Annotated in this window: 19 protein-coding genes; 1 reads left to right on the top strand and 18 read right to left on the bottom strand. The window is 58.2% G+C overall.

Going from position 1 to position 22782, the window contains the following annotated elements; genetic code table 11:
• Positions 1–233: 233 nt before the first annotated feature.
• Positions 234–1790, top strand: coding sequence for an exopolyphosphatase (ppx, locus tag QC816_RS17025; protein WP_264824570.1), 1557 nt, complete (start codon positions 234–236; stop codon positions 1788–1790).
• On the opposite strand, the gene tilS is transcribed toward ppx, so the two are convergent.
• From tilS to rpsB, 18 genes are all read right to left on the bottom strand, one after another.
• The gene (gene tilS, locus QC816_RS17020) at positions 1777–3042 is read right to left on the bottom strand and encodes a tRNA lysidine(34) synthetase TilS (RefSeq protein WP_309783573.1); all 1266 of its coding nucleotides are present in this window, start codon (positions 3040–3042) and stop codon (positions 1777–1779) included. The genes ppx and tilS overlap by 14 nt on opposite strands.
• The gene (gene accA, locus QC816_RS17015; protein ID WP_085918353.1) at positions 3023–3979 is read right to left on the bottom strand and encodes an acetyl-CoA carboxylase carboxyl transferase subunit alpha; all 957 of its coding nucleotides are present in this window, start codon (positions 3977–3979) and stop codon (positions 3023–3025) included. Before accA ends, tilS begins: the two co-directional genes overlap by 20 nt.
• Positions 3980–4078: 99 nt before the next feature.
• A complete protein-coding gene (dnaE, locus tag QC816_RS17010; protein WP_085918352.1) occupies positions 4079–7582 on the bottom strand; it encodes a DNA polymerase III subunit alpha in 3504 nt (1167 codons plus the stop codon).
• Between the two features lie 36 nt (positions 7583–7618).
• Positions 7619–8236, bottom strand: a complete 618-nt coding sequence (gene rnhB / locus QC816_RS17005) for a ribonuclease HII (protein WP_309783571.1) — start codon at positions 8234–8236, stop codon at positions 7619–7621.
• Positions 8226–9410 carry a lipid-A-disaccharide synthase gene (gene lpxB, locus QC816_RS17000; RefSeq protein ID WP_264824573.1) on the bottom strand — a complete coding sequence of 395 codons (1185 nt, stop codon included), beginning with the start codon at positions 9408–9410 and terminating at the stop codon, positions 8226–8228. The genes rnhB and lpxB overlap by 11 nt, the downstream gene beginning before the upstream one ends.
• Positions 9411–9422: 12 nt before the next feature.
• Complete coding sequence (gene lpxA / locus QC816_RS16995) at positions 9423–10190, bottom strand: acyl-ACP--UDP-N-acetylglucosamine O-acyltransferase (protein ID WP_199284595.1); 768 nt, start codon at positions 10188–10190, stop codon at positions 9423–9425.
• The gene (gene fabZ / locus QC816_RS16990; protein WP_085918348.1) at positions 10187–10630 is read right to left on the bottom strand and encodes a 3-hydroxyacyl-ACP dehydratase FabZ; all 444 of its coding nucleotides are present in this window, start codon (positions 10628–10630) and stop codon (positions 10187–10189) included. Before fabZ ends, lpxA begins: the two co-directional genes overlap by 4 nt.
• Positions 10631–10760: 130 nt before the next feature.
• Entirely contained in the window at positions 10761–11801 is a 1041-nt protein-coding gene (gene lpxD, locus QC816_RS16985) for a UDP-3-O-(3-hydroxymyristoyl)glucosamine N-acyltransferase (protein ID WP_085918347.1), read from the bottom strand.
• 54 nt (positions 11802–11855) lie between these two features.
• On the bottom strand, positions 11856–12362 hold the full coding sequence (locus QC816_RS16980; RefSeq protein ID WP_085918346.1) for an OmpH/Skp family outer membrane protein: 507 nt from the start codon (positions 12360–12362) through the stop codon (positions 11856–11858).
• A gap of 53 nt (positions 12363–12415) precedes the next feature.
• On the bottom strand, positions 12416–14758 hold the full coding sequence (gene bamA / locus QC816_RS16975; protein WP_422823751.1) for an outer membrane protein assembly factor BamA: 2343 nt from the start codon (positions 14756–14758) through the stop codon (positions 12416–12418).
• Positions 14759–14858: 100 nt separating this feature from the next.
• Complete coding sequence (gene rseP / locus QC816_RS16970; RefSeq protein ID WP_309783567.1) at positions 14859–16217, bottom strand: sigma E protease regulator RseP; 1359 nt, start codon at positions 16215–16217, stop codon at positions 14859–14861.
• Positions 16218–16254: 37 nt separating this feature from the next.
• On the bottom strand, positions 16255–17451 hold the full coding sequence (gene ispC / locus QC816_RS16965) for a 1-deoxy-D-xylulose-5-phosphate reductoisomerase (protein ID WP_309783566.1): 1197 nt from the start codon (positions 17449–17451) through the stop codon (positions 16255–16257).
• Positions 17448–18254, bottom strand: coding sequence for a phosphatidate cytidylyltransferase (locus QC816_RS16960; protein ID WP_085918343.1), 807 nt, complete (start codon positions 18252–18254; stop codon positions 17448–17450). The genes ispC and QC816_RS16960 overlap by 4 nt, the downstream gene beginning before the upstream one ends.
• Positions 18247–19038, bottom strand: coding sequence for a polyprenyl diphosphate synthase (uppS, locus tag QC816_RS16955; RefSeq protein WP_085918342.1), 792 nt, complete (start codon positions 19036–19038; stop codon positions 18247–18249). The genes QC816_RS16960 and uppS overlap by 8 nt, the downstream gene beginning before the upstream one ends.
• Positions 19039–19128: 90 nt before the next feature.
• Entirely contained in the window at positions 19129–19686 is a 558-nt protein-coding gene (gene frr / locus QC816_RS16950; protein ID WP_085918341.1) for a ribosome recycling factor, read from the bottom strand.
• Positions 19679–20467, bottom strand: a complete 789-nt coding sequence (gene pyrH / locus QC816_RS16945) for a UMP kinase (protein WP_085918340.1) — start codon at positions 20465–20467, stop codon at positions 19679–19681. The genes frr and pyrH overlap by 8 nt, the downstream gene beginning before the upstream one ends.
• 123 nt (positions 20468–20590) lie before the next feature.
• Entirely contained in the window at positions 20591–21460 is an 870-nt protein-coding gene (gene tsf / locus QC816_RS16940; protein ID WP_085918339.1) for a translation elongation factor Ts, read from the bottom strand.
• Positions 21461–21683: 223 nt separating this feature from the next.
• Positions 21684–22439, bottom strand: coding sequence for a 30S ribosomal protein S2 (rpsB, locus tag QC816_RS16935; protein ID WP_085918338.1), 756 nt, complete (start codon positions 22437–22439; stop codon positions 21684–21686).
• Between the last annotated feature and the right edge of the window lie 343 nt (positions 22440–22782).

The following is a 22782-nucleotide window of genomic DNA, read 5'->3' as shown; positions in this document are numbered from 1 at the left end:
TGGACATCTGGCCGACATCATTGGACGCGATAGTCAAAAGCTTCACCGCGCAATTGCGCCAGTTACAGCGCTAAATGATGCCTGGGGCGACCTGGGTAATATATGGGTAAATCCGGTCGTATCAAGCCAGTAGCTCGATGTTAGTCAACCCCCGCGTCAAACGCAAGCTTTTGGCAATTGACAATAAATAAAGCCCACCGCAACCTTGGGTCAGTCAACACGAAGGATAGCTCATGCCCAAGGACATTTCGCTCCCCACTGATGCCGCTGACGCAGCGGCCGACAACGGGGCACCACAACGTTTAGCGGCCATCGACATGGGGTCGAACAGCTTTCATCTGCTGGTGGCCAACTACCAGAATGAGCGCCTTCAAGTCGTGGCACGCCTCGGCGAAAAGGTCCAGCTTGCCGCCGGTTTGGATGAGGAGGGCCAGCTCAGTGAGGCCGCCATTCAACGGGCGTTGGATTGTTTGGGACGGTTTGCACCGTTCCTTACCGGTATTACCCAGCAACATTTGCGTATTGTGGGAACCAATGCGCTGCGCGATGCGCATAACAGCCAGGCCTTTATCGAACGCGCCGAGGCCCAGCTTGGTCACCCCATCGAGATAATTGCCGGCCGCGAAGAAGCCCGCCTGATCTACCTGGGTGCTGCCCATGCCCTGGCGGAAAACGGTCGTCGCTTGATTGTCGATATCGGCGGTGGGTCCACCGAGTTCATCATCGGCGAGGCCTTTGAGCCCAGAGCGCTGGAGAGTCTGCGCATGGGCTGCGTGACCTTTTCGCGGCGCTTTTTCCCCGAAGGCGAGCTCAGCGAAAAGCGCATGCGCCGTGCCGAGCTGGCGGCACTTTCGGAGCTGGCCAATATTCAGCGACCTTATCAGCGCCTGGGCTGGGACGACCCGGTGGGCTCCAGCGGCACGATCAAGGCAGCGGCCAGCGTGCTCTTCGCCTATGGCGACACGACTCAGGAGGGCCTGATTACCCGCAGCGGCCTGAAAAAGCTGCGCGAACGGCTTATCAAGTGCAAGCGGCTCGATAAGGTCGAGCTCGACGGTTTGAAGTCTGACCGCGCCAAGGTGTTTCCTGCCGGGATCGCCATATTGAGCGCTATTTTCGAAGCCTTCGACCTTGAGCAGATGCGCTTTGCCGACGGCGCCCTGCGCGAGGGAGTGCTGTATGACATGGCGGGGCGTAATAGCGCCGAAGATACCCGCTCGAAAAGCCTCGACGTGCTAAAGCGCACCTATGACGTGGATAACCGGCAGGCAGACAACGTGGCGGATACCGCCAGTCGATTATTTGATGCCCTCCAAGGTGACTGGTCGCTGAACGACTCACTCAGACGTTATTTACGCTGGGCGAGTCACGTACACGAAATTGGCCTGGCCATTTCCCACAGCCAGTTTCACCGCCACGGCGCTTACCTGATTGAACATTCGGATCTGGCCGGCTTTTCCCGCCCGGAACAGCAACTGCTGGCGTTTTTAGTCCGCGCCCACCGGCGCAAATTCCCCCTAAAAGAGTGGCAGGCGATGCCTAAAAGCCAGCAGGCACAAAGCGCCAAGCTGGCGCGCCTACTGCGGCTGGCGGTGTTGTTCAACCATTCACGGCCTGAACACGCCCCGCCGCTCCCCGAGGTAAGCGCCAACGGTGATCAATTGACGATCACGCTGCCTGAAAGCGACGAGCCAACACTGTTGAGCACAGATCTGGAACAGGAACAAGGCTACATGGAGACGGCGGGGTTCAGCCTGCATCTTGTTGAGCAACCCATTAGCCCAACCTGACGCCGTCCGCCCGCCACAAGATGGTGGCGGGCGGCTGAATCACGCCCAGACATTCATCTTCTTGCATCACCATGACTATCCACTCGCGCTGCCAGGGCGGCAAGTGGGCTTCTTGCAACAGCCGCTTTACCGCCCGGCGGCCTCGCTTTGGCAGTCGAATCACCTCGCCTCCCTGGCGCCAGCGCAGCGTCACCGGCTGGTCGGTATCGAGCGTCAGCGCAAGCGGACCCAGCGGCGTATCGATGCCCGGCTGACCGTTCCAGGTGATTTGCCAGGGTAGCGGGCTCTCTAACGGCGGCATCACAAACAATCGCTCTCGCCACACCCGGGCTTCGGCCCCCGGCCAAGTGACGCGCACCTGAGCGTCGCGCCCGGCCATCAGTTGATCAAGCAGGGTTTCCAGACGCTCTCGCGGCGGCGTGGGCAAGCCCGCCTGCTGACACAATGTGCGCACCAGCAGGCGCTGGCGAGGGCGGTCGCGTGAGCGCAACGCGGTCACGTTCAGACCATCACCCTCTTGCAGGGTTTGCAGTTCTTCACCGGCGTAGGCGGCCAACAAGGCGTCGGCTTCTCCCGCGAGGCGGGCGCTTTGCGATAGCGCCCGGCGTGCTGCAGGCCAGCGCGCTTCAAGTCGCGGCACTACCTGGTGGCGCAGCAGGTTGCGGTCCAGGGCAACGTCGTCGTTGGTCGGGTCGTCGCACCAGGCTAGCTGCATGGCCCTGGCCGTTTCGGCGAGCTGATCACGACCTATATCAAGCCAGGGACGCAACAGGGTGATGCCCTGCCAGTCACGGCGATAGGGCATAGCGGCGAGTCCGCGAACCCCGCTACCACGCATCGCGGCCAGCAGCAGCGTTTCAGCCTGATCGTCCTGATGCTGGGCCAGCCAGAGTGTATCGCCAGGCGGGATATGCTGTCGAAAGGCGGCCAGGCGCGCCCGGCGAGCAGCACCTTCAAGCCCTTCGCCCTGGCGTTCGACCGTTACCCTGGCCACCGTGAGGGGCACGCCGAGCCTGGCACACAACGCCTGGCAGTGCGCTTCAAACGCGTCGGCGGCGGGTTGCAACGCATGATTGACGTGCAGCGCTCGTAGGCGACGTCGGGCCTTTCGGCAGGCGTCCGCGGCCAGTGTCAAAAGTAGCGACGAATCCAGTCCGCCGGAGACGGCCACCCAAATAGATCGCCCCGGTGGGGTTTCCACCAGGGCGTCATTGAGCAGGCCAACCAGCGATTCAGGCGGCTGGGGCGCCATAACTCATCAGGCGGTCATAGCGACGCGCCAGTAGCGCCTCGGTATCCATCTGTTGCAGCCGGTCAATGCTCGCCGTCAATGCTTCCTTGATGCGTTCGGACGTCGTCACCGGATGCCGGTGCGCGCCACCCAATGGCTCCTTGATCAGCGAGTCGACAAAACCCAGCTCTTTCAAGCGCTCGGCGGTGATGCCCATCGCCTGAGCAGCGTCTGAAGCCTTGTCGGCGCTCTTCCACAGAATCGACGCGCAGCCTTCCGGCGAGATCACCGAATAGGTCGAGTACTGCAGCATCTGCAGTTCATCGCACACACCAATCGCCAGTGCGCCGCCGGAACCGCCCTCACCGACCACCGTGGAGATAATTGGCGTCTTCAGGCGCGACATGACCGCCAGGTTGTAGGCAATCGCCTCGGACTGACCGCGCTCTTCGGCGTCGATCCCCGGGTAGGCCCCCGGCGTGTCGATAAAGGTCAGCACCGGCATCTTGAAACGCTCGGCCATTTCCATCAGTCGGCAGGCCTTGCGGTAGCCTTCGGGACGCGGCATACCAAAATTGCGCCGCACCTTTTCCTTCACGTCGCGGCCCTTCTGGTGGCCGATCACCATGACAGGCTTATCATCCAGGCGCGCCACACCGCCGACGAGGGCGGCATCATCGCCGAAATTGCGATCGCCGTGCAGCTCGTCAAAGTCGCTGAAGATATGCTCAAGGTAATCGAGCGTGTAGGGGCGCTGGGGGTGGCGCGACAGCTGGGACACCTGCCAAGGGGTCAAATCCTTGAAAATCGACTCCGTCAGCTTGCGGCTTTTCTCTTCCAGCCGGGCGATTTCGTCGGAAAGATTGACCTGGCTATCGGAACTGACCAGACGCAGCTCTTCAATTTTTGCCTGAAGCTCGGCAATGGGCTGTTCAAAATCGAGATAATTAGGATTCATCGGCTCTGCCTGTTAAAAATAAGCCTTGTCGAAACGCGCATGTATGATGCCATTATCGCACCCTGACCCTATCACGCAAGGCACCACGAAGAACGCGCATTACTTGTACCGTAGCTGGACACCCACCTGCCCCTGGACATCGCGCAGGGTGAGCAGCAAATCATCGCTGGGGGCGACCTTCCATTCATCCGCCAGTTCCAGCCAGCCCACGGCATCGGGGTGTCGATACTGTAGGCGAACAGGCAACCCGGCCTCGTCGCGAAATGGTGACAGGCTGGCGCGCAAGCTCTCGACCAGACGGCCGTTGAGCTGCTGGGCATCCAGTGCCAACTCCACTGCCTGACCAAAGCGGGCGCGAGCCGCCACCATGGGCGTGACATCCTTGCCGCGCAGCTTGAGCCCACCGGAAAAGTCATCGTTGGACACCTCACCTTCGATAATCACCACTTCATCGGCGGCGATTTGCCCACGCAATTGTTCGAACAGCTCGCCAAATAGCGAGGCCTCAATGCGCCCGGTGCGGTCATCCAGGGTGATAAACGCCATGGTATCGCCGCGCTTTGATTTCATGGTGCGCATGGCCACCACCAAACCAGCGATACGCTGGGGCTCCCAGGACGCTTTTAAATCGCTGATCCGCGTCGATACAAAGCGCTTTAATTCACGCTCGTACTCGTCAATCGGGTGGCCTGTCAGATAAAGGCCGAGGGTATCTTTCTCACCGGACAGCCGTTCGCGGTCGGTCCATTCACGGACGTGGCGGTATTCGGCGTAGACATCTACCGCCTCTTCTTCAGCGGCAAACGCCTCGCCGAACATATCCAGCATACCCAGATTCTGGTTGGTGTGATTTTGCGCGGCGGCCTTGAGAGCGTCTTCCATGGCAGCGGCTAGCACGGCGCGATTCGGTCCCAGATTATCCAGCGCGCCGGAGCGGATCAGCGCTTCCAGCGTGCGCTTGTTCATGCGTTTGGGGTCAATACGCTTGCAGAAATCGAAGAGGTCGCTGAATGCGCCGCCTGCCTCACGAGCATCAACGATGGCGCCAATCGGACCCTCACCAACGCCACGAATCGCCCCCAGTCCGTATACCACGCGGCCCTCAATGTCGACGGTGAACTTGTAGCCGCCCACATTGACGTCCGGTGGGGTCACTGTCAGCTTGAGGTTTCGGCACTCTTCAATCAGCGGCACAACCTTATCCAGATTGTCCATTTCCGTGGACATCACCGCCGCCATGAAGGGCCCCGGGTAGTGCGCCTTGAGCCAGGCGGTCTGGTACGAGACCAGTGCGTAGGCGGCCGAGTGCGACTTGTTGAAGCCGTAACCAGCAAACTTCTCTACCAGATCAAAGATATTGCCCGCCAGGTCTTTATCAATGCCGTTGGCGGCGCAGCCTTCCATGAAGCCGGCGCGCTGCTTGGCCATTTCCTCGGGCTTTTTCTTGCCCATCGCCCGGCGCAGCATGTCGGCCTGGCCGAGCGTGTAGCCCGCCATCACCTGGGCGATCTGCATGACCTGTTCCTGGTACAGGATGATGCCATAAGTGGGAGCCAGCACCGTTTTCAACAGCTCGTGCTGGTAATCAGGGTGTGGATAAGATACTTCCGCGCGGCCGTGCTTGCGGTTGATAAAGTCGTCCACCATACCCGACTGCAGCGGGCCGGGGCGGAACAGCGCCACCAGGGCGATCATGTCGTCGAGTGAATCGGGCAACAGGCGCTTGATCAGTTCCTTCATGCCGCGGGATTCCAGCTGGAACACCGCCGTGGTCTCGGCACGCTTGAGCATCTCGAAGGTCTTGCCATCGTCCAGGGGAATGGCGTCGATATTGAGCGGCCCCTGGTCGTTGGCTTCGCGCACCTTGTCGACCATTTCCAGCGCCCAGTCGATAATGGTCAGCGTGCGCAGCCCCAGAAAGTCGAACTTCACCAGCCCTGCGTCTTCGATATCGTTTTTATCGAACTGCACCATCAGGCCCGAACCGTCCTCATCGCAGAGCAACGGCGAAAAGTCGGTGAGCTTGGTAGGCGCGATCACCACGCCCCCGGCGTGCTTGCCGGTGCCCCGGGTGGTGCCCTCCAGCTTGAGGGCCATTTCCCAGATTTCTTCAGCTTCTTCATCGCTGTCGATAAATTCTTTCAGCGCCGCTTCCTGCTCGATCGCCTTATCGAGCGTCATGCCCACTTCAAAGGGAATCAGCTTGGAGAGTTTGTCGCCCAGCGAATAGGGCTTGCCCTGGGCGCGAGCGACGTCGCGCACCACCGCCTTGGCGGCCATGGTGCCAAAGGTGACAATCTGCGATACCGCATCACGCCCATAGCGGTCGGCCACGTACTCGATGACGCGGTCGCGCTTCTCCATGCAGAAGTCGACGTCAAAGTCGGGCATGGAAACCCGCTCGGGGTTCAGGAACCGCTCGAAAAGCAGATCGTAACCGATGGGATCAAGGTCGGTGATCTTCTGCGCGTAGGCCACCAGTGAACCCGCACCGGAACCGCGACCGGGCCCTACCGGAACATTGTTGTCCTTGGCCCACTGGATAAAGTCCATCACGATCAGGAAGTAACCGGGAAAGCCCATCTGGATGATGATGTTCAACTCGAAATCGAGCCGCTCACGATAGCGCTGGTCGATTGCCTTGTACTCATCACCGTCGCGCGGGTAACGCTCGGCGGGGTACAAAAAATCCAGCCGGTCCGTGAGACCATCGTGGGAAATCTTGCGGAAAAACTCGTCCTGGGTCATGCCCTCGGGAATTTCGAACTCGGGCAGGAATATCTCACCGAGCCGCACGTCGACGCTGCAGCGCTCGGCGATCATCACGCTGTTTTCCAGCGCCTCGGGAATGTCGGCAAACAGCTCGGCCATCTCGGCAGGGCTTTTGAGATACTGCTCTTCGGTATAGCGACGCTCGCGCCGCGGGTCATCAAGCGCCTTGCCTTCACCGATCGCCACGCGTGTTTCATGGGCCCAATAGTCATCGCGCTCCAGGAAACGCACATCGTTGGTCGCCACCACCGGTGTCTGGGTGTCAATCGCCAGTTTCACGCTGGCATGCACACAGTCTTCTTCCAGGGGCCGCCCGGTGCGGATGAGCTCAAGGTAGAAACGGTCGGGGAACGCCTGCTGCCACTCCTCCAGCAACCCACGTGCTTCGCGCTCGTGGTCGGAAAGCAGGTGGCGGCCTATTTCACCATCGCGCGCCCCAGACAGCGCAATCAGTCCTTCACTTTGTGAAAGCACCCACTGTTTATCCAGAATGGCGCGGCCCTGCCGCTGGCCGTCGGTCCAGCCTCTGGAAATCAGTTCGGTCAAATTGCGATAACCGATATCGTTCATCGCCAGCAGCGTCAGCCGGTAGGGGTGCGCCTCGTCGTGGGGATTATGCAGCCACAAGTCGCTGCCGATAATAGGCTTCAGACCAGCGCCCTGGGCAGCCTTATAAAACTTTACCAGACCAAACAGGTTGGCTTCGTCGGTCAGCGCCAGCGCTGGCATCTCGCGCTCAGCGGTCGTGCTGACCAGGGACTTGAGCTTGACCAAGCCATCGACCAGGGAATATTCACTGTGCAAACGTAGATGAACGAACGGAACCGTCATGAGACTCTCGGTAAAAACGCTGAGTAAATAGAAAGGCTACAGCAGTGCTAACTGGCGCTGCACCGGCGCAAAGCTTCGTCGATGGTCGGCTAATGGTCCATGAACCGCAAGCGCTGATAGATGCTCTCGGGTTGGATAGCCCTTGTGGCGCGCAAACCCATACTCAGGATAGCGCATATCCAGGGCAACCATCTGGGCATCCCGGGCAACCTTGGCCAAAATAGACGCCGCCGCTATTGCCGGATGCCGGGCATCGCCTTTGACGACCGCCTGACCGGGTAGCACATGACCCGGCAGCCGATTTCCGTCCACCAGCAAGTACTCAGCCGCCGGAGCGAGACCATCGATGGCCCGTCGCATGGCCAGGTGCGTGGCATGATAAATATTGAGCTGGTCCACCTCGGCGGCGCTGGCCTCGGCCACCGTGAACGCCAGTGCATGCTCGCGAATCAAGTTATCCAGTGCTTCCCGCCTGCGCGCCGTCAGCTTTTTGGAGTCGGTCAGACCATCGATGGGCCTGGCAGGATCAAGGATCACGGCGGCGGCTACCACACTGCCTACCAGCGGCCCCCTGCCCACTTCATCGACCCCTGCCAGGCGCTCACCGGCATAGTCAATCTGCAGGGGTGGAAAGTCGGTTGCTTTAACACCCATCGATGCTGTCATCCTGTACGGCTAATGGCTGACCGGCGACCAGCGCGTCGATAGCATCTGCCGCTCGGCGGCTGGCATTCCGCTGAAGCGCCTGATGCATTGAGGCAAAGCGGGCTTCCAATGCGTGCCGACCCGCATCGTCGGTCAATAACGCGCTGAGCTGCTCGGCAATCGCCTCGGGTGAGGCATCGTCCTGTATCAGTTCAGGCACAATCGACTGCTGAGCAATCAGGTTGGGTAATGACACCCAGGATGTCTTGACCAGCCGCTTGGCCAGCCAGTGCGTCACCGGAGCCATTTTGTAGGCCACCACCATGGCGCGGTGGCACAGCATGGCCTCCAGCGCAGCGGTGCCTGACGCCAACAGTACGGCATCGCTTGCTACCATCGCCTCGCGGGCCTGACCATCGAGTAACACCACGCGTTCGCCAAGCGCTGGATAGACGTCCAAGAGCTGATCAATTTCGTCACGTCGCTGTGCGCTGGCCGCCGGAATCACCACCTGGAGTGTGCGATGCTGTTGGCAGAGCGTCTCGGCCGCTTGCAAGAAGGTCGCGCCTAAAAAGCGTATCTCATTGCCCCTTGACCCGGGTAGCAGCGCCAGTACCGGCGCCTGCTCGTCCAGACCAAGTGATTGACGGATGCTTGACCGATCGTTCTCGAGCGGCAGTTCATCGGCTAGCGGGTGACCCACGAAAGCAACCGGCACCTGATGACGGCGATAGAAAGCCGCTTCAAAGGGCAACAGCGTCAGCATGCCGTCCACGGCTTTGGCAATCTTTTTTACCCGGCCTTGCCGCCACGCCCATACCGACGGACTGACATAATGCGCCGTCGTTATGCCCGTTTCGCGAAGCTGCTTCTCAAGGCCGATATTGAAGTCGGGGGCGTCGATGCCGATCATGATATCGGGCTGCCAGGCGATGGCTTCTTCACGTAGCGTCCGGCGTACGCGAAGAAGCTCAGGCAAGTGCTTGATGACTTCCACCAGCCCCATCACTGACAGGGTTTCGAGGGGGAAGCGACTAGTGAGTCCCTGAGCCTCCATGCGCGGGCCGCCGATGCCGCGAAACTCAACACCCGGGTGGCGTGCATTGAGTTCGCGCATCAGCCCCGCGCCGAGGATATCGCCGGAAAGCTCGCCTGCTACCAGGTAAATGCGCTGTGGTTGCATGAAAACCGCCGGTTAGCGGGTAATGCCGCGTGTTGAACGCTCAATGGAATCAGCGAAGTGGGACACTTCAGGAATTGGGAAGCGGCTACGCATTTCGGCAAGTGCCTGCTCAACGGTCAAGCCTTGCCGGTACACCAATTTGTAGGAAGCACTCAGGGCGTTGATGGCTTCGCTGCTGAAACCACGTCGTTTCAAACCCACAAGGTTGAGACCGCGGGCTTCAGCAGGATTGCCGTTGATCATCACATACGCGGGCGTATCCTTGGTGATGATTGAGCCCCCGCCTGCCATGGCATGGTCGCCGAAATAGCAAAACTGATGGATCGCCGCCAATCCGCCCAGAATGGCAAAATTGCCGACTGTCACGTGACCGGCCAATGTGACCTGGTTGGCCAGAATACAGTCATCGCCAATCACGCAATCGTGGCCCACATGCACATACGCCATGATCAGGTTGCGCGACCCGATGGTAGTTTCACCACGGTCCTGAATCGTGCCGCGGTGCAGCGTGGCACCTTCGCGAATGACGTTATCATCACCCATCACCAGGCGCGTTGGCTCGCCTGCGTACTTTTTATCCTGACAATCCTCGCCCACAGAGGCAAACTGGAAAATGCGCGTGCGCTCACCGAGGCTAGTCGGTCCCTTGATCACCACATGGGGACCGACAACCGACCCCGCACCAATGGTGACATCCGGGCCAATCACACTAAAAGGGCCAACCTCAACGTCGTCAGCAAGCTGCGCGGCGGGATCAACAAGGGCGGTAGGATGTATCAAGCTACTTTCCTCTCAGCACAAATAATCTCTGCTTCGCAGGCCAGTTCACCATCCACCGTTGCACGGCAGGCGAATTTCCAGATGCCCCGTTTGCCACGGATAACATCGGCTTCGAGCATCATCTGGTCGCCAGGCATTACCGGGCGCTTGAAACGTACTTTATCACTACCCACCAGGTAATACACATAGCCATCGGCGGGAAGTTTGTTAACCGTTTTAAACCCTAGAATACCGCAGGCCTGAGCCAACGCTTCTATCACCAGGACACCCGGCATGATGGGATGGTGGGGAAAATGACCGTTAAAAAACGGCTCGTTAATGCTGACGTTTTTATACGCAACGATGGATTCGCCCTTGGTCAACTGCGTTACCCGGTCAACCAGCAAAAACGGGTAGCGGTGCGGCAAGTACTCGCGAATTTCGTTAATATCCATAACCATCGTAGCGACCTCTAAAAAGACAAAACACCTGGTACATCAGGCAAACATCGGCACACAGGCCGATCAAAAGGCAGTGGATTATAACGCGCTGCGGATGAGCCTCAACCGGCCCACTGCCATATTCACACAGTCACGATTGGCCGCGATGATTTTTTTCCAAACGAGACAAACGCTTGGCAATCTCATCAAGCTGTTTGAAACGCACGGCATTTTTTCGCCATTGGGCATTGCCCATGGCGCCGGTGCCGGAAGAATAAACGCCGGGTTCGTGGATAGAGTTGGTCACCAGACTCATTCCGGTCACCTGGACACCATCGCAGATCGTCAGGTGGCCTGAAAGGCCAACGCCTCCACCCAGCATGCAGTGCCGCCCCACATGGGTTGAACCGGCGATACCCACGCAGCCAGCTAGTGCGCTGTGATCGCCGACCGTGACGTTATGGGCAATCTGCACTTGGCTGTCGATCTTCACATCATTACCGATCACGGTATTGCCCAGCGCCCCCCGGTCAATGCTTGAGCAACTACCGACCTCGACGTCATCGCCGAGCACCACACCGCCCAATTGAGCAATCTTGTGCCACTTGCCGCCATCGTGGGCAAAGCCAAACCCATCTCCGCCAATCACACAGCCGCTCTGCAGGATGACACGCTTGCCTATCACGACGCCATGACACACGGTGACGTTGGCATGTAAACGCGTCCCCTCGCCGATAATACTGTCGGCGCCCACCAGACTGCCCGCGCCAATGACCACGTCGTCACCCAGCACCACCCCTTCCTCGATGACCGCATTGGCCTGCACACTGACGCCATCCCCGAGCGAAACGCTTTCAGCAACAACCGCACTTGGGTGTATTCCCGGCACATCACGGGCAGGTAACGGGTCAAAAAGCTGGGAGAGTGTGGCATAACCCAAATATGGATTATCGATTTCCAGGCGTGGCACCGGGCAGCTTTTGCCATGCTCAGGGTGGAGCAGAACCGCCCCTGCCTGCGTCATGGCCAGATCTTTCAGGTAGGCGCGATTAGCCAGAAAAGCCACCTGATCTGCCTGGGCGTCTTTAAGCGTCGCCAAGCCTCTGATGGGCTGGCTCCCGTCACCCTCGAAGGTAACATTCAAATGGCGGGCAATATCCGCAAGGGTCAGGTCGTGAGAAGCGTGGGTCATGGGCGGCCAAGGAACCTTTGGTGCGGCTGAGCCGCACCGAGCATTATGGGTATTTTAGTTGAGCGAGTTAAAAATCTGCGTGACTTCATCCGTCACGTTGGGTAAATCTCTGGATGAATGCAGCACGCCTTGGGGCTCAACCAAGACTTCAATACCATGTCGATCAATCACTTGTTCAACCGCCTGTTCCAGTTTGGCTTCGGCGCCCTCAAGAAACTGTTGCTCTGAGCGTTGCTGCGCCTGACCAATTTGCTGGCGTAACTGCTCAAATCGACGACCTTTTTCCTGCAATTCAGCAATCAGCGACTCGCGTTGTGCCTCGGACATCGTCTCGCCCTCGGTCTGCAAGCGTTCCTGTAAGCCCTGCAATTCGCTGCCCAGGCTTTCAGCTTCACGCTGCTGGTTACCAATCTCGCTTTCCAGTCGGCTGATCGATGATTGAGCGGAATCGCTGTTCATCAATGCCGCACGCCAGTCAAGAACAGCCACTTCGTCTGCCTGAGCCTGAGCAGATAACACCATGGCACCCAATAGACAAACGACCCTAGTGAGCTTAAGCATGGTCATAACTCCTTTTTGTAAAACGGATGCGCCTGACGGCGCATCTCAACACGTTAGAATGACTGGCCTAACGAGAACTGGAAGAACTGGGTGTCATCGCCACTCTCTTCATTGAGAGGCTCAGCCACCGCAAAGGTCAACGGACCTACCGGCGTCAGCCAGGATAGCCCCACCCCGGCGCTGTAGCGTAGATCGCCAAGATCAACCCCTGAATTACAGCGTTGGCGGCTGGCATCTTCATCGAGCACGTCATAGCAGGATGACAGAAACGTATTACCCGCATCTAAGAACAGCGATGTCTGCAAAGAGTTCTGATTTTCCACAAACGGAAGCGGGAAAATAATTTCGGCGCTACCTTCGACGAGCACGTTACCGCCCAGGGTACGATCTCGCCCACCTTCTCGCGCCGGCGTCGTCCGCTGCCCGAGGGTGTTGGAGGTAAACCCGCGCACGGACCCCAGCCCCCCGGCGTAGAAGTTTTCGTAGAACGGATACGGGTCATCGCCTACCGTATCGGCGTAGCCAAGATCACCGGTAAATTTCAACGACCATGCATCGTTGAGCGCGAATAACTGCTGTGCTCGGGCACTGGCTTTATAGTATTGCGTGTCGCTGCCAGGTGCACCGGTTTCGATGGCGACACGCTGGTAGCTTCCCGCCGTGGGCATGATACCGCGATTAAGGTTATTGCGCGTCCAGTTGGCGTTCAGCTTCAGGGTTTGCGCATCCTTTCCCTCGTCCTGAACATAACGACGAATTTCAGAGGCGGTATCAAAGTAGGTTTTTACCGTTAAGTCTTCGGCGCTGGCGCCAAAGTTCAGCCGCGATAGCTCACTGACCGGATAGCCGAAGTTGATACCGGCACCATACGCATCCGTGGAGTAGGTCGAGATATCGGAATCTTCGTAGTCGGTTTCACGGTAGAAGACGTTATAGCCTCGTGAAATACCGTCAAGCGTCCAGTAAGGGTCGGTGAAACCGAAGTTCACGCTGGTGAAGGTGTCACTCCGCTGAGCGCCAATGTTGACTCGGTTACCGGTACCCAGGAAATTATTCTGCGACAGCGACGCCCCGTATATCACCCCAGCGCTTTGCGAAAAGCCGACGCTGGCTGACACAGAGCCCGACGGTTGCTCTTCAACGTTGTAGGTGACGTCCAGCTTGTCGGGCTCGCCCGGGACCCGCTCGGTATCGACTTCAACCTGACTGAAAAAGCCTAATCGCTCGAGGCGTTGACGTGACTGGGTAATCGACTCCGTGGAAGCAGGAGCGCCTTCCATCTGGATCATTTCCCGGCGCAGCACTTCATCATCGGTGGTCGTATTACCGACAAACTCGATACGTCGTACATAGGCACGCTGCCCCGGATCGACGTTAATCACCAGATCGACCGTCTCACCGTCACCGGCCACCTCAGGCACGCCCTGAACATCAGCAAAGGCAAAACCTTCTGCGCCAAGGCGTTGACGTAGCGCCTCGGTCGAGGCATTGAGGTCCTGACGCGAGAATATCTCACCACGCTCAATGGTGAGTAGGTCCCGGGCCTCCTGCTCACTGATTTCCAGGTCACCTCTGAAACGCACATCGCCGACGCGGTACTGTTGGCCTTCGTTGACATTGAGCGTTATGAATATCTCTGACTTGTCGGCCCCGATCGATACTTGTGTAGAGGTCACGTCGAAGTTGACATAGCCGCGATCCAGGTAATAAGACCGCAGACGTTCGATATCGCCTGACAACGCTTCACGGGAGTACTCATCGCTGGAAAACCAGCCAAACCAGAAGCCAGGGCGATCTTCGAGCTCGAAAAGATCCAGCAGCGTTTCATCGTCGAAAGCCTCGTTGCCGACGATGTTTATCTGGCGGATCTTGGCGACTTCGCCTTCGTTGATGTTGATATTGACACGCACGCGCCCTTCATCGATTTCCTCGACCTCAGTGTCGATACCTGCACTATAACGGCCCTGGGATTGGTAAACACCTTCCAGCTCACGCTCCATTTCCTCGAGCGTCGAGAGTTGAAGCACCTCGCCTTCCGCCAGGCCTGCTTCCGTCAGCCCACGCCGCAGGTCATCTTCCGAGATTTGCTCGTTACCGCTGATGTTCAACTGGGTAATGGTGGGGCGCTCGACAACCTGTATCACGAGCACATCGCCTTCCCGGGCGAGCGATACGTCTTCAAACAACCCGGTTTCGAAAAGTTGCCGCGCCGCCGCTGCCAGTTCGCTTTCGCTCACCTGGTCATTGGCGCTGACAGGAAACGCATTAAAGACCGAGGCGGCGGAAACCCGCTGCAGTCCTTCCACACGAATGTCCGAAACATCAAAGGATTGTGCCTGGGCACCGCTGGCGCCCGCCAGCAAGAGTACCGCCATTCCAAAGGTCTTGATTTTCATGCAGTCATTTCGCTCGCGTTGGTCTGCCTATGCATTCAAACAGGCACCATATACATTTGTGCAGGCAGATGACAAGGCATCCTAGGCACTACACGCGTCGTTACCAAAGGCGCATCAGATCAAAGTACAGAGCCATCAGCATCAGGGTGCCCACCATGGCAAGCCCGATACGTAAGCCGATGGCTTGGGTTTGCTCGGAGACCGGCCGCCCGCGCACGATCTCCAGAAAATAATAAAGCAGATGCCCCCCATCCAGCACAGGGATAGGCAGCAAGTTCAATACCCCGAGGCTGATGGAAAGATACGCCAGAAAGCTGACAAATGCTTCCAGCCCCGCCCGTGCGGAATCCCCTGAAATCTGGGCAATTGTCACAGGACCAGACAGATTGGACGGCGATATCAGCCCTACCAGCATCTTGCGAATGGCATCAACGGTCAACAATGTCATGTCTGCTGTGCGCGACAGTGACTGCCCTACAGCTTCCAATGGGCCATAGCGTATCTCGCGCTGATACTCTTCAGGCCATTCGACAGGCTCGGCACCCGCACCAATGTACCCAATTTCAACGCCGGTCTCCAGACTGTTGCGACTGGGGGTCAAAGTGGTGGTTAGCCGTTGGCCGTCTCGTTCAACGGCAACCGTCAATTCCTCATCGGGGCTACCACGGATGACGTTGACGAAATCCATCCAGTCCGCAATGGGCTGTTCATCCACCGCGATAATGCGGTCACCCACCTGTAAACCTGCCTCGGCGGCCGCCTCGCCCTCAATTACCTGGCCAAGCGTGGCCGGGACATCGGGCTGCCAGGGGGTCAAACCCAGTGTTTCCAGTGGTTGCGGCGGATCCTGACGGGTCATGTAATCGCGTAGCGAAAGTTGGTAAGCCACCGCGTTGCTCTCACCCTGAGGCCGAGCTTCAATGGTTAGCTCTCCAGTGAAGCCGATCATCGACACCAGTTTCAGGTTGACCGCCTCCCAGTTGCTGACGGCTTCACCCTGAATCGCGGTAATCTCGTCCCCGTGGGCCAGCCCCGCTTCGGCGGCAGGGGAGTTCGGCACGGTTTCCCCGACCATCGGCACAACGGCGGTTGTGCCCGCCACAAACAACGCCCAATAGGCGACAATCGCCAGCAGGAAGTTGGCAACAGGCCCCGCCGCCACTACTGCAATACGCTGCCAGACACTTTTACGGTTAAATGCCTGATCGAGCTGTTCGTCAGGTACCGGTGCCTCGCGTTCGTCGAGCATTTTGACGTACCCGCCAAGCGGGATGGCGGCAATCGCAAACTCGGTACCGTGGCGGTCAACCCGCGACCACAGAGGCTTGCCAAACCCAACCGAAAAGCGCAGTACTTTGACCCCGCAGCGACGCGCCACCCAAAAGTGACCAAATTCGTGGAAGGTCACCAGCAGCCCCAATACCACGATCACCGCTAAAATGTTTTGTATCAGGCCCACAGGGTACTCCTCGATATGCGCCTCAGCCGGGCTAAGACTAGGCGGACCAACGTGCCAGCCATCCAGCTGCACGCTGACGTGCGCGTTGATCGGCCCATAAAATACTCTCAAGGCAATCGGCAGACCCATCGATAGGCGAGGACAACGCCTCTTCGACCAGCTGACCGATGCCCAGAAAACCCAATCGGTGATTCAAGAAAGCTTCGACCGCCACTTCATTGGCGGCATTAAGCACGACAGGCGCCAAACCACCACTGCGCATCGCTTCGCGGGCCAGTGGCAGGCACGGAAAGCGCGCTTCATCCGCTGTTTCAAAATCGAGCCGCGCCACCTGAAAAAGGTCCAGCGCTTCAACGCCCGCCTCGATTCTGTCTGGCCACGCCAGTCCATACGCGATGGGGGTACGCATATCGGGATTGCCCAACTGCGCAAGCACGGAGCCGTCCTGATAAGCCGCCATCGAATGAATGACACTTTGCGGGTGCACGACAACCTGAATTTGGTCAGGGCGGGCATCAAACAGCCAGCAGGCCTCAATCAGCTCCAGCCCTTTATTCATCAAGGTGGCGCTGTCCACCGATATCTTACGCCCCATCGACCAGTTGGGATGCGCACAGGCCTGTTCGGGCGTGACCTGAGCAATTGCCGCCTCACTCCAGGTCCGGAAAGGTCCACCTGAGGCCGTCAGCAGCAATTGCGATACACCGTGGCGCGAAAGGCCTCCACGATGCTCTGGAGGTAGACACTGATAGATCGCATTATGTTCGGAATCAATGGGTAATAGCGTGGCCCCGGAGCGAGCGACCGCCTTCATGAAGAGCGCTCCACTCATCACCAACGCTTCCTTATTGGCCAGTAGCACCCGCTTACCCGCTTCTGCCGCCGCAAGCGAGGGCAACAAGCCTGCCGCACCAACAATCGCTGCCATGACAATATCGACACTGGCATCACGAGCCACATCGCATAGCGCTTCCGGCCCCACCATGACCTCGGTGGATTGGCTTGCCCGGCGCAACTCAGCGCGCAGCCAACGAGCATCCGCCTCATTGGCAAGTACCGCAACGGCAGGGCGAAAGCGAAGGCACTGGCTGAGCAGCGTTTCTTTTGAGGTATGTGCGGTTAACGCATGCACCTGATAGCGACCAGGGTGACGGGCGATGACATCAAGCGTACTGGTTCCGATGGAGCCGGTGGAGCCCAGCACCGTTACACGCCGTGTGGTTATCGAGGTCATAGGCCCAGCACCTGTAGATAGAGCAGCGCAAACAGCGGAATCGCCGCCGTCAGGCTGTCAATGCGGTCCAGCACGCCGCCATGTCCCGGCAGCAGCTGGCTTGAATCTTTCACGTCGCGGTAGCGCTTGAGCATGCTCTCCAGTAAATCGCCCAACACAGAGATTAACGTGACCAGCAGCGTAACCGCCACCAGGGCCACACCTTCGGCCAATCCCAGCGACAGCGTGAACGCGAATCCAATCGCCAAAAGGGCCGTGGCCGCCATACCCCCCATCACGCCTTCCCACGATTTACCGGGGCTGACCCGGGGTGCCAGCTTGCGCTTTCCCCATCGGCGCCCCGCGAAGTAAGCGCCAATATCCGCCGACCAGACAAGCAGCAGTACGAACAGCAGCCACACGGCCCCGGTCTCGCGCAGAATATTGAACCCTACCCAACACGGCAACAGCACCCAAAGCCCCATCAATAGACGGCCTGGAGTAGAATGCCACTGTGCCGCCAGGCCTGGGTAGCGGGTGACCCATACCAGATTGAGAAGCCAGCCTGCCGCGGCAAGCCATAGCGGCCATTGGGCATGGGTAGCGCCACTGGTCCACATCACCAGCATCAGGACGGCACAACCGGCGACCAGTGCGGCACGCCTCAACGGTTGAATCACGCCGGCGAGATTGGTCCACTCCCATGCACCCAGCAGCATGACGAAGGCCGTGAAAAGGGCATAGCTCTCACCCTGCAGACCGAACAGGCCGACCAGCACCACAGGTGCTAGCCAGACCGCGGTTATCACTCGTTGCTTAAGCACCCTGGGCCTCTAACTGCTCGTCGGTCATGCCGAAGCGACGCTGCCGGCGACAGAAATCAGCCAGGGCATCATCAAAGGCCTGGGCATGGAAATCGGGCCAGAGTAACGGCGAAAAGTGCAGCTCGGCGTAAGCCAGTTGCCAGAGCATGAAATTCGAAAGCCGTTGTTCACCGCTGGTTCGAATACACAAGTCGATAGGTGGAACATAAGCACCCTCACCCATCGCCTGATCCACCTGGACTTCGTCGATAGCGGATGGGGAAATCTCCCCTGCAACCGCCTGTTCAGCCAGTCGGCGGGCCGCCTGAGCAATATCCCATTGGCCGCCATAATTCGCGGCAATCACCAGATGCATACCGGTATTGTTGGCGGTCAACGATTCGGCACGCTGAATATGCTTCTGAATCGCATGGGAAAAACCACGCTGCTCGCCGATAATCGACAGGCGGATATTACGCTCATGCAGCTTCTTGACCTCTCGCTTGAGGGCCATCAGAAAAAGCTCCATCAGCGCATTGACTTCCGTTGCTGGCCGCTTCCAGTTCTCGCTCGAGAAAGCGAACAGGCTAAGCGTTTGCACCCCACGCTCGGCGGCACGCTGAATAACCGCCCTGACGGCCTCTACGCCTGCGCGATGCCCGCGCGCGCCTGACAGACCTCGCGCACGCGCCCAGCGATTATTACCGTCCATAATAATCGCCACATGGGACGGCAACGAATCCTGCTCCACCTCCATCGCGTTGGCATCGTCCGGTCGTTGTCCGGGGAGCTGCGGTGACGTCATGAATGCTTGCACCAAAGATCAATCATAGAAAAGCCACTCAAAGATGGCTGAGCGGGCAGCCCTGCTGCCCGCGGCGTGAACATCCGCTTCTTACACCTGCATCAGGTCGTGCTCTTTCGCAGCAAGTGCCTGGTCGATCTCAGCGATATACTTGTCGGTCAGCTTTTGAATCGCATCTTCGCCTTCACGTTGATCGTCTTCGGTAATTTCTTTATCTTTTAGCAATGACTTGAAATCACCGTTGGCATCGCGGCGTACGTTGCGCACCGCAACACGGGCGTGCTCCGCCTCGCTGCGAGCCTGCTTGATATAGCCCTTGCGCGTCTCTTCGGTGAGCATCGGCATCGGCACGCGAATCACGTTGCCCGCACTGGCCGGGTTGAGACCCAGATCGGCGGTCATGATGGCCTTTTCGATTTTCTGCACCATGCTCTGCTCCCAGGGGGAGATCGTCAGTGTACGCGCGTCTTCAACGTTGACCGAGGCCACTTGGTTCAGCGGCACCTGACTACCGTAGTATTCCACGGTCACCGCATCCAGAATGCTCGGATGGGCACGCCCGGTACGAATCTTGTTAAAGTTGCTGTGCAGTGCCTCGACACTTTTTTTCATGCGCGCCGCGGCATCTTTCTGAATGTCATTAATCACGTGGATAACCTCTGTCTATCAGCGTACCTTCCCTGCCCCCAACTACTAAATTTAGCAGGGCACCAGGCTTGTTCATATCAAACACCCGCACTGGCATGTCATGGTCACGTACCAGGCAGATAGCGGTCAAATCCATGACGCCGAGCTTTTGATCAAGCGCATCATCGTAGGTGAGTTGTTCATATTTGACGGCGTCGGGGTGCTTCACCGGGTCTTTATCGTAGACACCGTCGACCTTGGTCGCTTTGATCACCACATCGACATCGACCTCAATACCCCGCAGGCAAGCAGCCGAGTCAGTGGTAAAGAAAGGGTTGCCGGTCCCGGCTGAAAACAACACCACGTCACCGGACGTCAAATAGCGAATCGCCGTACGCCGATCATAGTGCTCGACCACCCCGCTCATGGGGATCGCCGACATCACTCGCGAGCGAATATTGGAACGTTCCAGCGCATCACGCATCGCCAGGGCATTCATCACCGTTGCCAGCATGCCCATATGATCACCGGTGACGCGATCCATACCGGCTTCATTCAGCGCCGCACCGCGAAACAAATTGCCACCACCGATGACGATACCCACTTGAACGCCAATACCCACTAGCTGGCCAATTTCCAGTGCCATTCGATCCAGCACCTTCGGGTCAATGCCAAAATCATGCTCTCCCATCAGCGCTTCACCCGACAGCTTGAGCAAAATACGTTTGTATTTCGACTTGGAACCGTCGGTTTTCGATTTGCTAGACAGGGAGGTAAGCGGTTCTTGAACATCACGCGACATGGCAATTCTCCTAGGGCAGACCTTGGCGCCGACAAGCGGCATCACCCCTTGTATTATGCAGGGGCCGGATACGCGAAGGCGTGCGCTCGCGCGCACGCCAACCTACAGCTGGAACATCAGACCTTAGCGACGGCCAGCCTGTTCCATAACTTCTTTCGCGAAGTCGACTTCTTCTTTCTCGATGCCTTCGCCTACGCCAAAGCGGGTAAAGCCAATCACTTCACCGCCTGCCGCTTTGACATACTCAGCCACCGTCTGGTTCTGGTCTTTCACAAACGGCTGCTCGGTCAGGCTGTTTTCTGCCAGGTACTTCTTCAAGCGACCTTGCACCATTTTTTCAGCGATCTGTTCCGGTTTACCGGCCATATCAGGCTGAGCAAGGATAATCGCTTTTTCGGCGTCCAGCTCTTCCTGAGGCATGTTCTCCGGATGCGCAACCGACGGGTTGATGGCGGCAACGTGCATCGCCACGTCTTTCGCCACCTGGGCATTGCCGCCTTTAAGGACGGTCAGCACACCAATACGGCCACCGTGAACGTATTCACCGACCACGCCACCGTCAACAGCGTCGACAACAACGGCACGGCGCACGCCAATGTTTTCGCCGATTTTCTGCACCAACTGCTCACGAGCGGTTTCCAGCTCACCGTCCATCACGGCGGCAACGTCTTCGCTTTTCGCGGCAAAGAAGGCGTCAGCAATTTTGTTGGTGAAGTCGATGAAGTTGTCATCGCGAGCCACAAAATCGGTTTCGGAGTTGATTTCCACCATAACGCCGTAGCTGCCATCGTCGGCAACGCGGGTTACAACGGCGCCTTCCGCAGCGGTGCGGCCGGCTTTTTTCGCGGCTTTCAAGCCGGAGCTTTTACGCAGGTTCTCGATGGCAACGTCGATGTCGCCACCCGCTTCGGTGAGTGCTTTTTTACACTCCATCATGCCCAAGCCGGTGCGTTCGCGAAGATCTTTAACCTGAGAGGCGCTGATAGCGGCCATGAGATTTCACCTCTGAAATGGTTCTAGCTGAGAGTTAGTTAAACGCCTTGCCGAGTGTCGCAACGGTTCATGACCGAATGATCTCACTCTGCATGGCGCTGCCAACATTGATGTCGGCCCAAGACTGCCCACTCCAAGCCTTAACCCAAAGCGGGAAAAAGGGGGCTCAGGCCCCCTCTTAACATGATGCGGCACCCGTGACGACGCCGCATCGACCACCGGTTTACTCGGCGGCGGCGCTGCTGTCGGCGTCAGCGGCTTCTTCGGTGTCAGTCACTTCGACGAACTCGTCGGGGCGACCTTCCTTGGAACGCGCGCAGGCATCGGCAATCGCTTTTACGTAAATCTGGATAGCGCGGATGGAATCATCGTTGCCCGGAATCACGTAGTCCACACCATCGGGGTTGGAGTTGGTATCCACCACGCCGATGACCGGGATGCCCAGCTTATTGGCTTCATTGATCGCGATACGCTCGTGGTCAACGTCAATCACGAACAGTGCGTCCGGAAGGCCGCCCATGTTCTTGATACCGCCTACGGAGCGCTCGAGCTTGTCCTGCTCGCGGGTTGCCATCAGAACTTCTTTCTTGGTCAACTTCTCGAAGGTGCCGTCTTCGTGCATCGCTTCAAGTTCGCGCAGACGCTTGATGGACACGCGAATGGTCTTGAAGTTGGTCAGCATGCCGCCCAACCAGCGATGGTTGACGAACGGCTGGCTTACGCGGTTGGCTTCTTCCTTAATGATCTTGCTAGCGCTGCGCTTGGTGCCAACAAACAAAATCTTGTTGTTGGATGCCGCCATCTTCTCGACCACGTCGATCGCTTCGTTCAGCGCCGGCAGTGTATGCTCGAGGTTGATGATGTGAATCTTGTTGCGCGCGCCGAAGATAAATTTGCTCATCTTCGGATTCCAGTACTTGGTCTGGTGACCGAAGTGAGCGCCTGCTTTAAGCAGGTCACGCATATTGACGTGAGACATGGTAAAACTCCTGAAACTCGGGTTAGGCCTCCACGCACCCCATGGATCCGACCATTGGCATCGTCAGACGCTGCCAGCGGCACCCGGGACCATGTGCCGGTGCATGTGTGTTTTCAAGGCTTGCTGTTCAATACCGCATCGTTCAACCGCCCGTAAGCGACGAAACCTGCGATGCCGTGATAACGCTTTGATGCTCCATCGTCCCCGACAGCAGAAAGTTTGCAGCGGATGACGATTGCAGGAAAGCGCGCGGCTTTATACCATAGATCATCGTTAAGATGAAGCCGTCATCCGTTCAGCGGGCTTTTTATTGCCGCTCAACTTGCCATTCTGAGTCAACATC

Origin of the sequence: Vreelandella janggokensis, from assembly GCF_031451615.1 — a bacterium.
In the GTDB taxonomy this organism is placed as follows: domain Bacteria; phylum Pseudomonadota; class Gammaproteobacteria; order Pseudomonadales; family Halomonadaceae; genus Vreelandella; species Vreelandella janggokensis.
The sequence above is the reverse complement of the archived record's forward strand: the minus strand, read 5'-3'. Positions and strand labels throughout refer to the sequence as shown.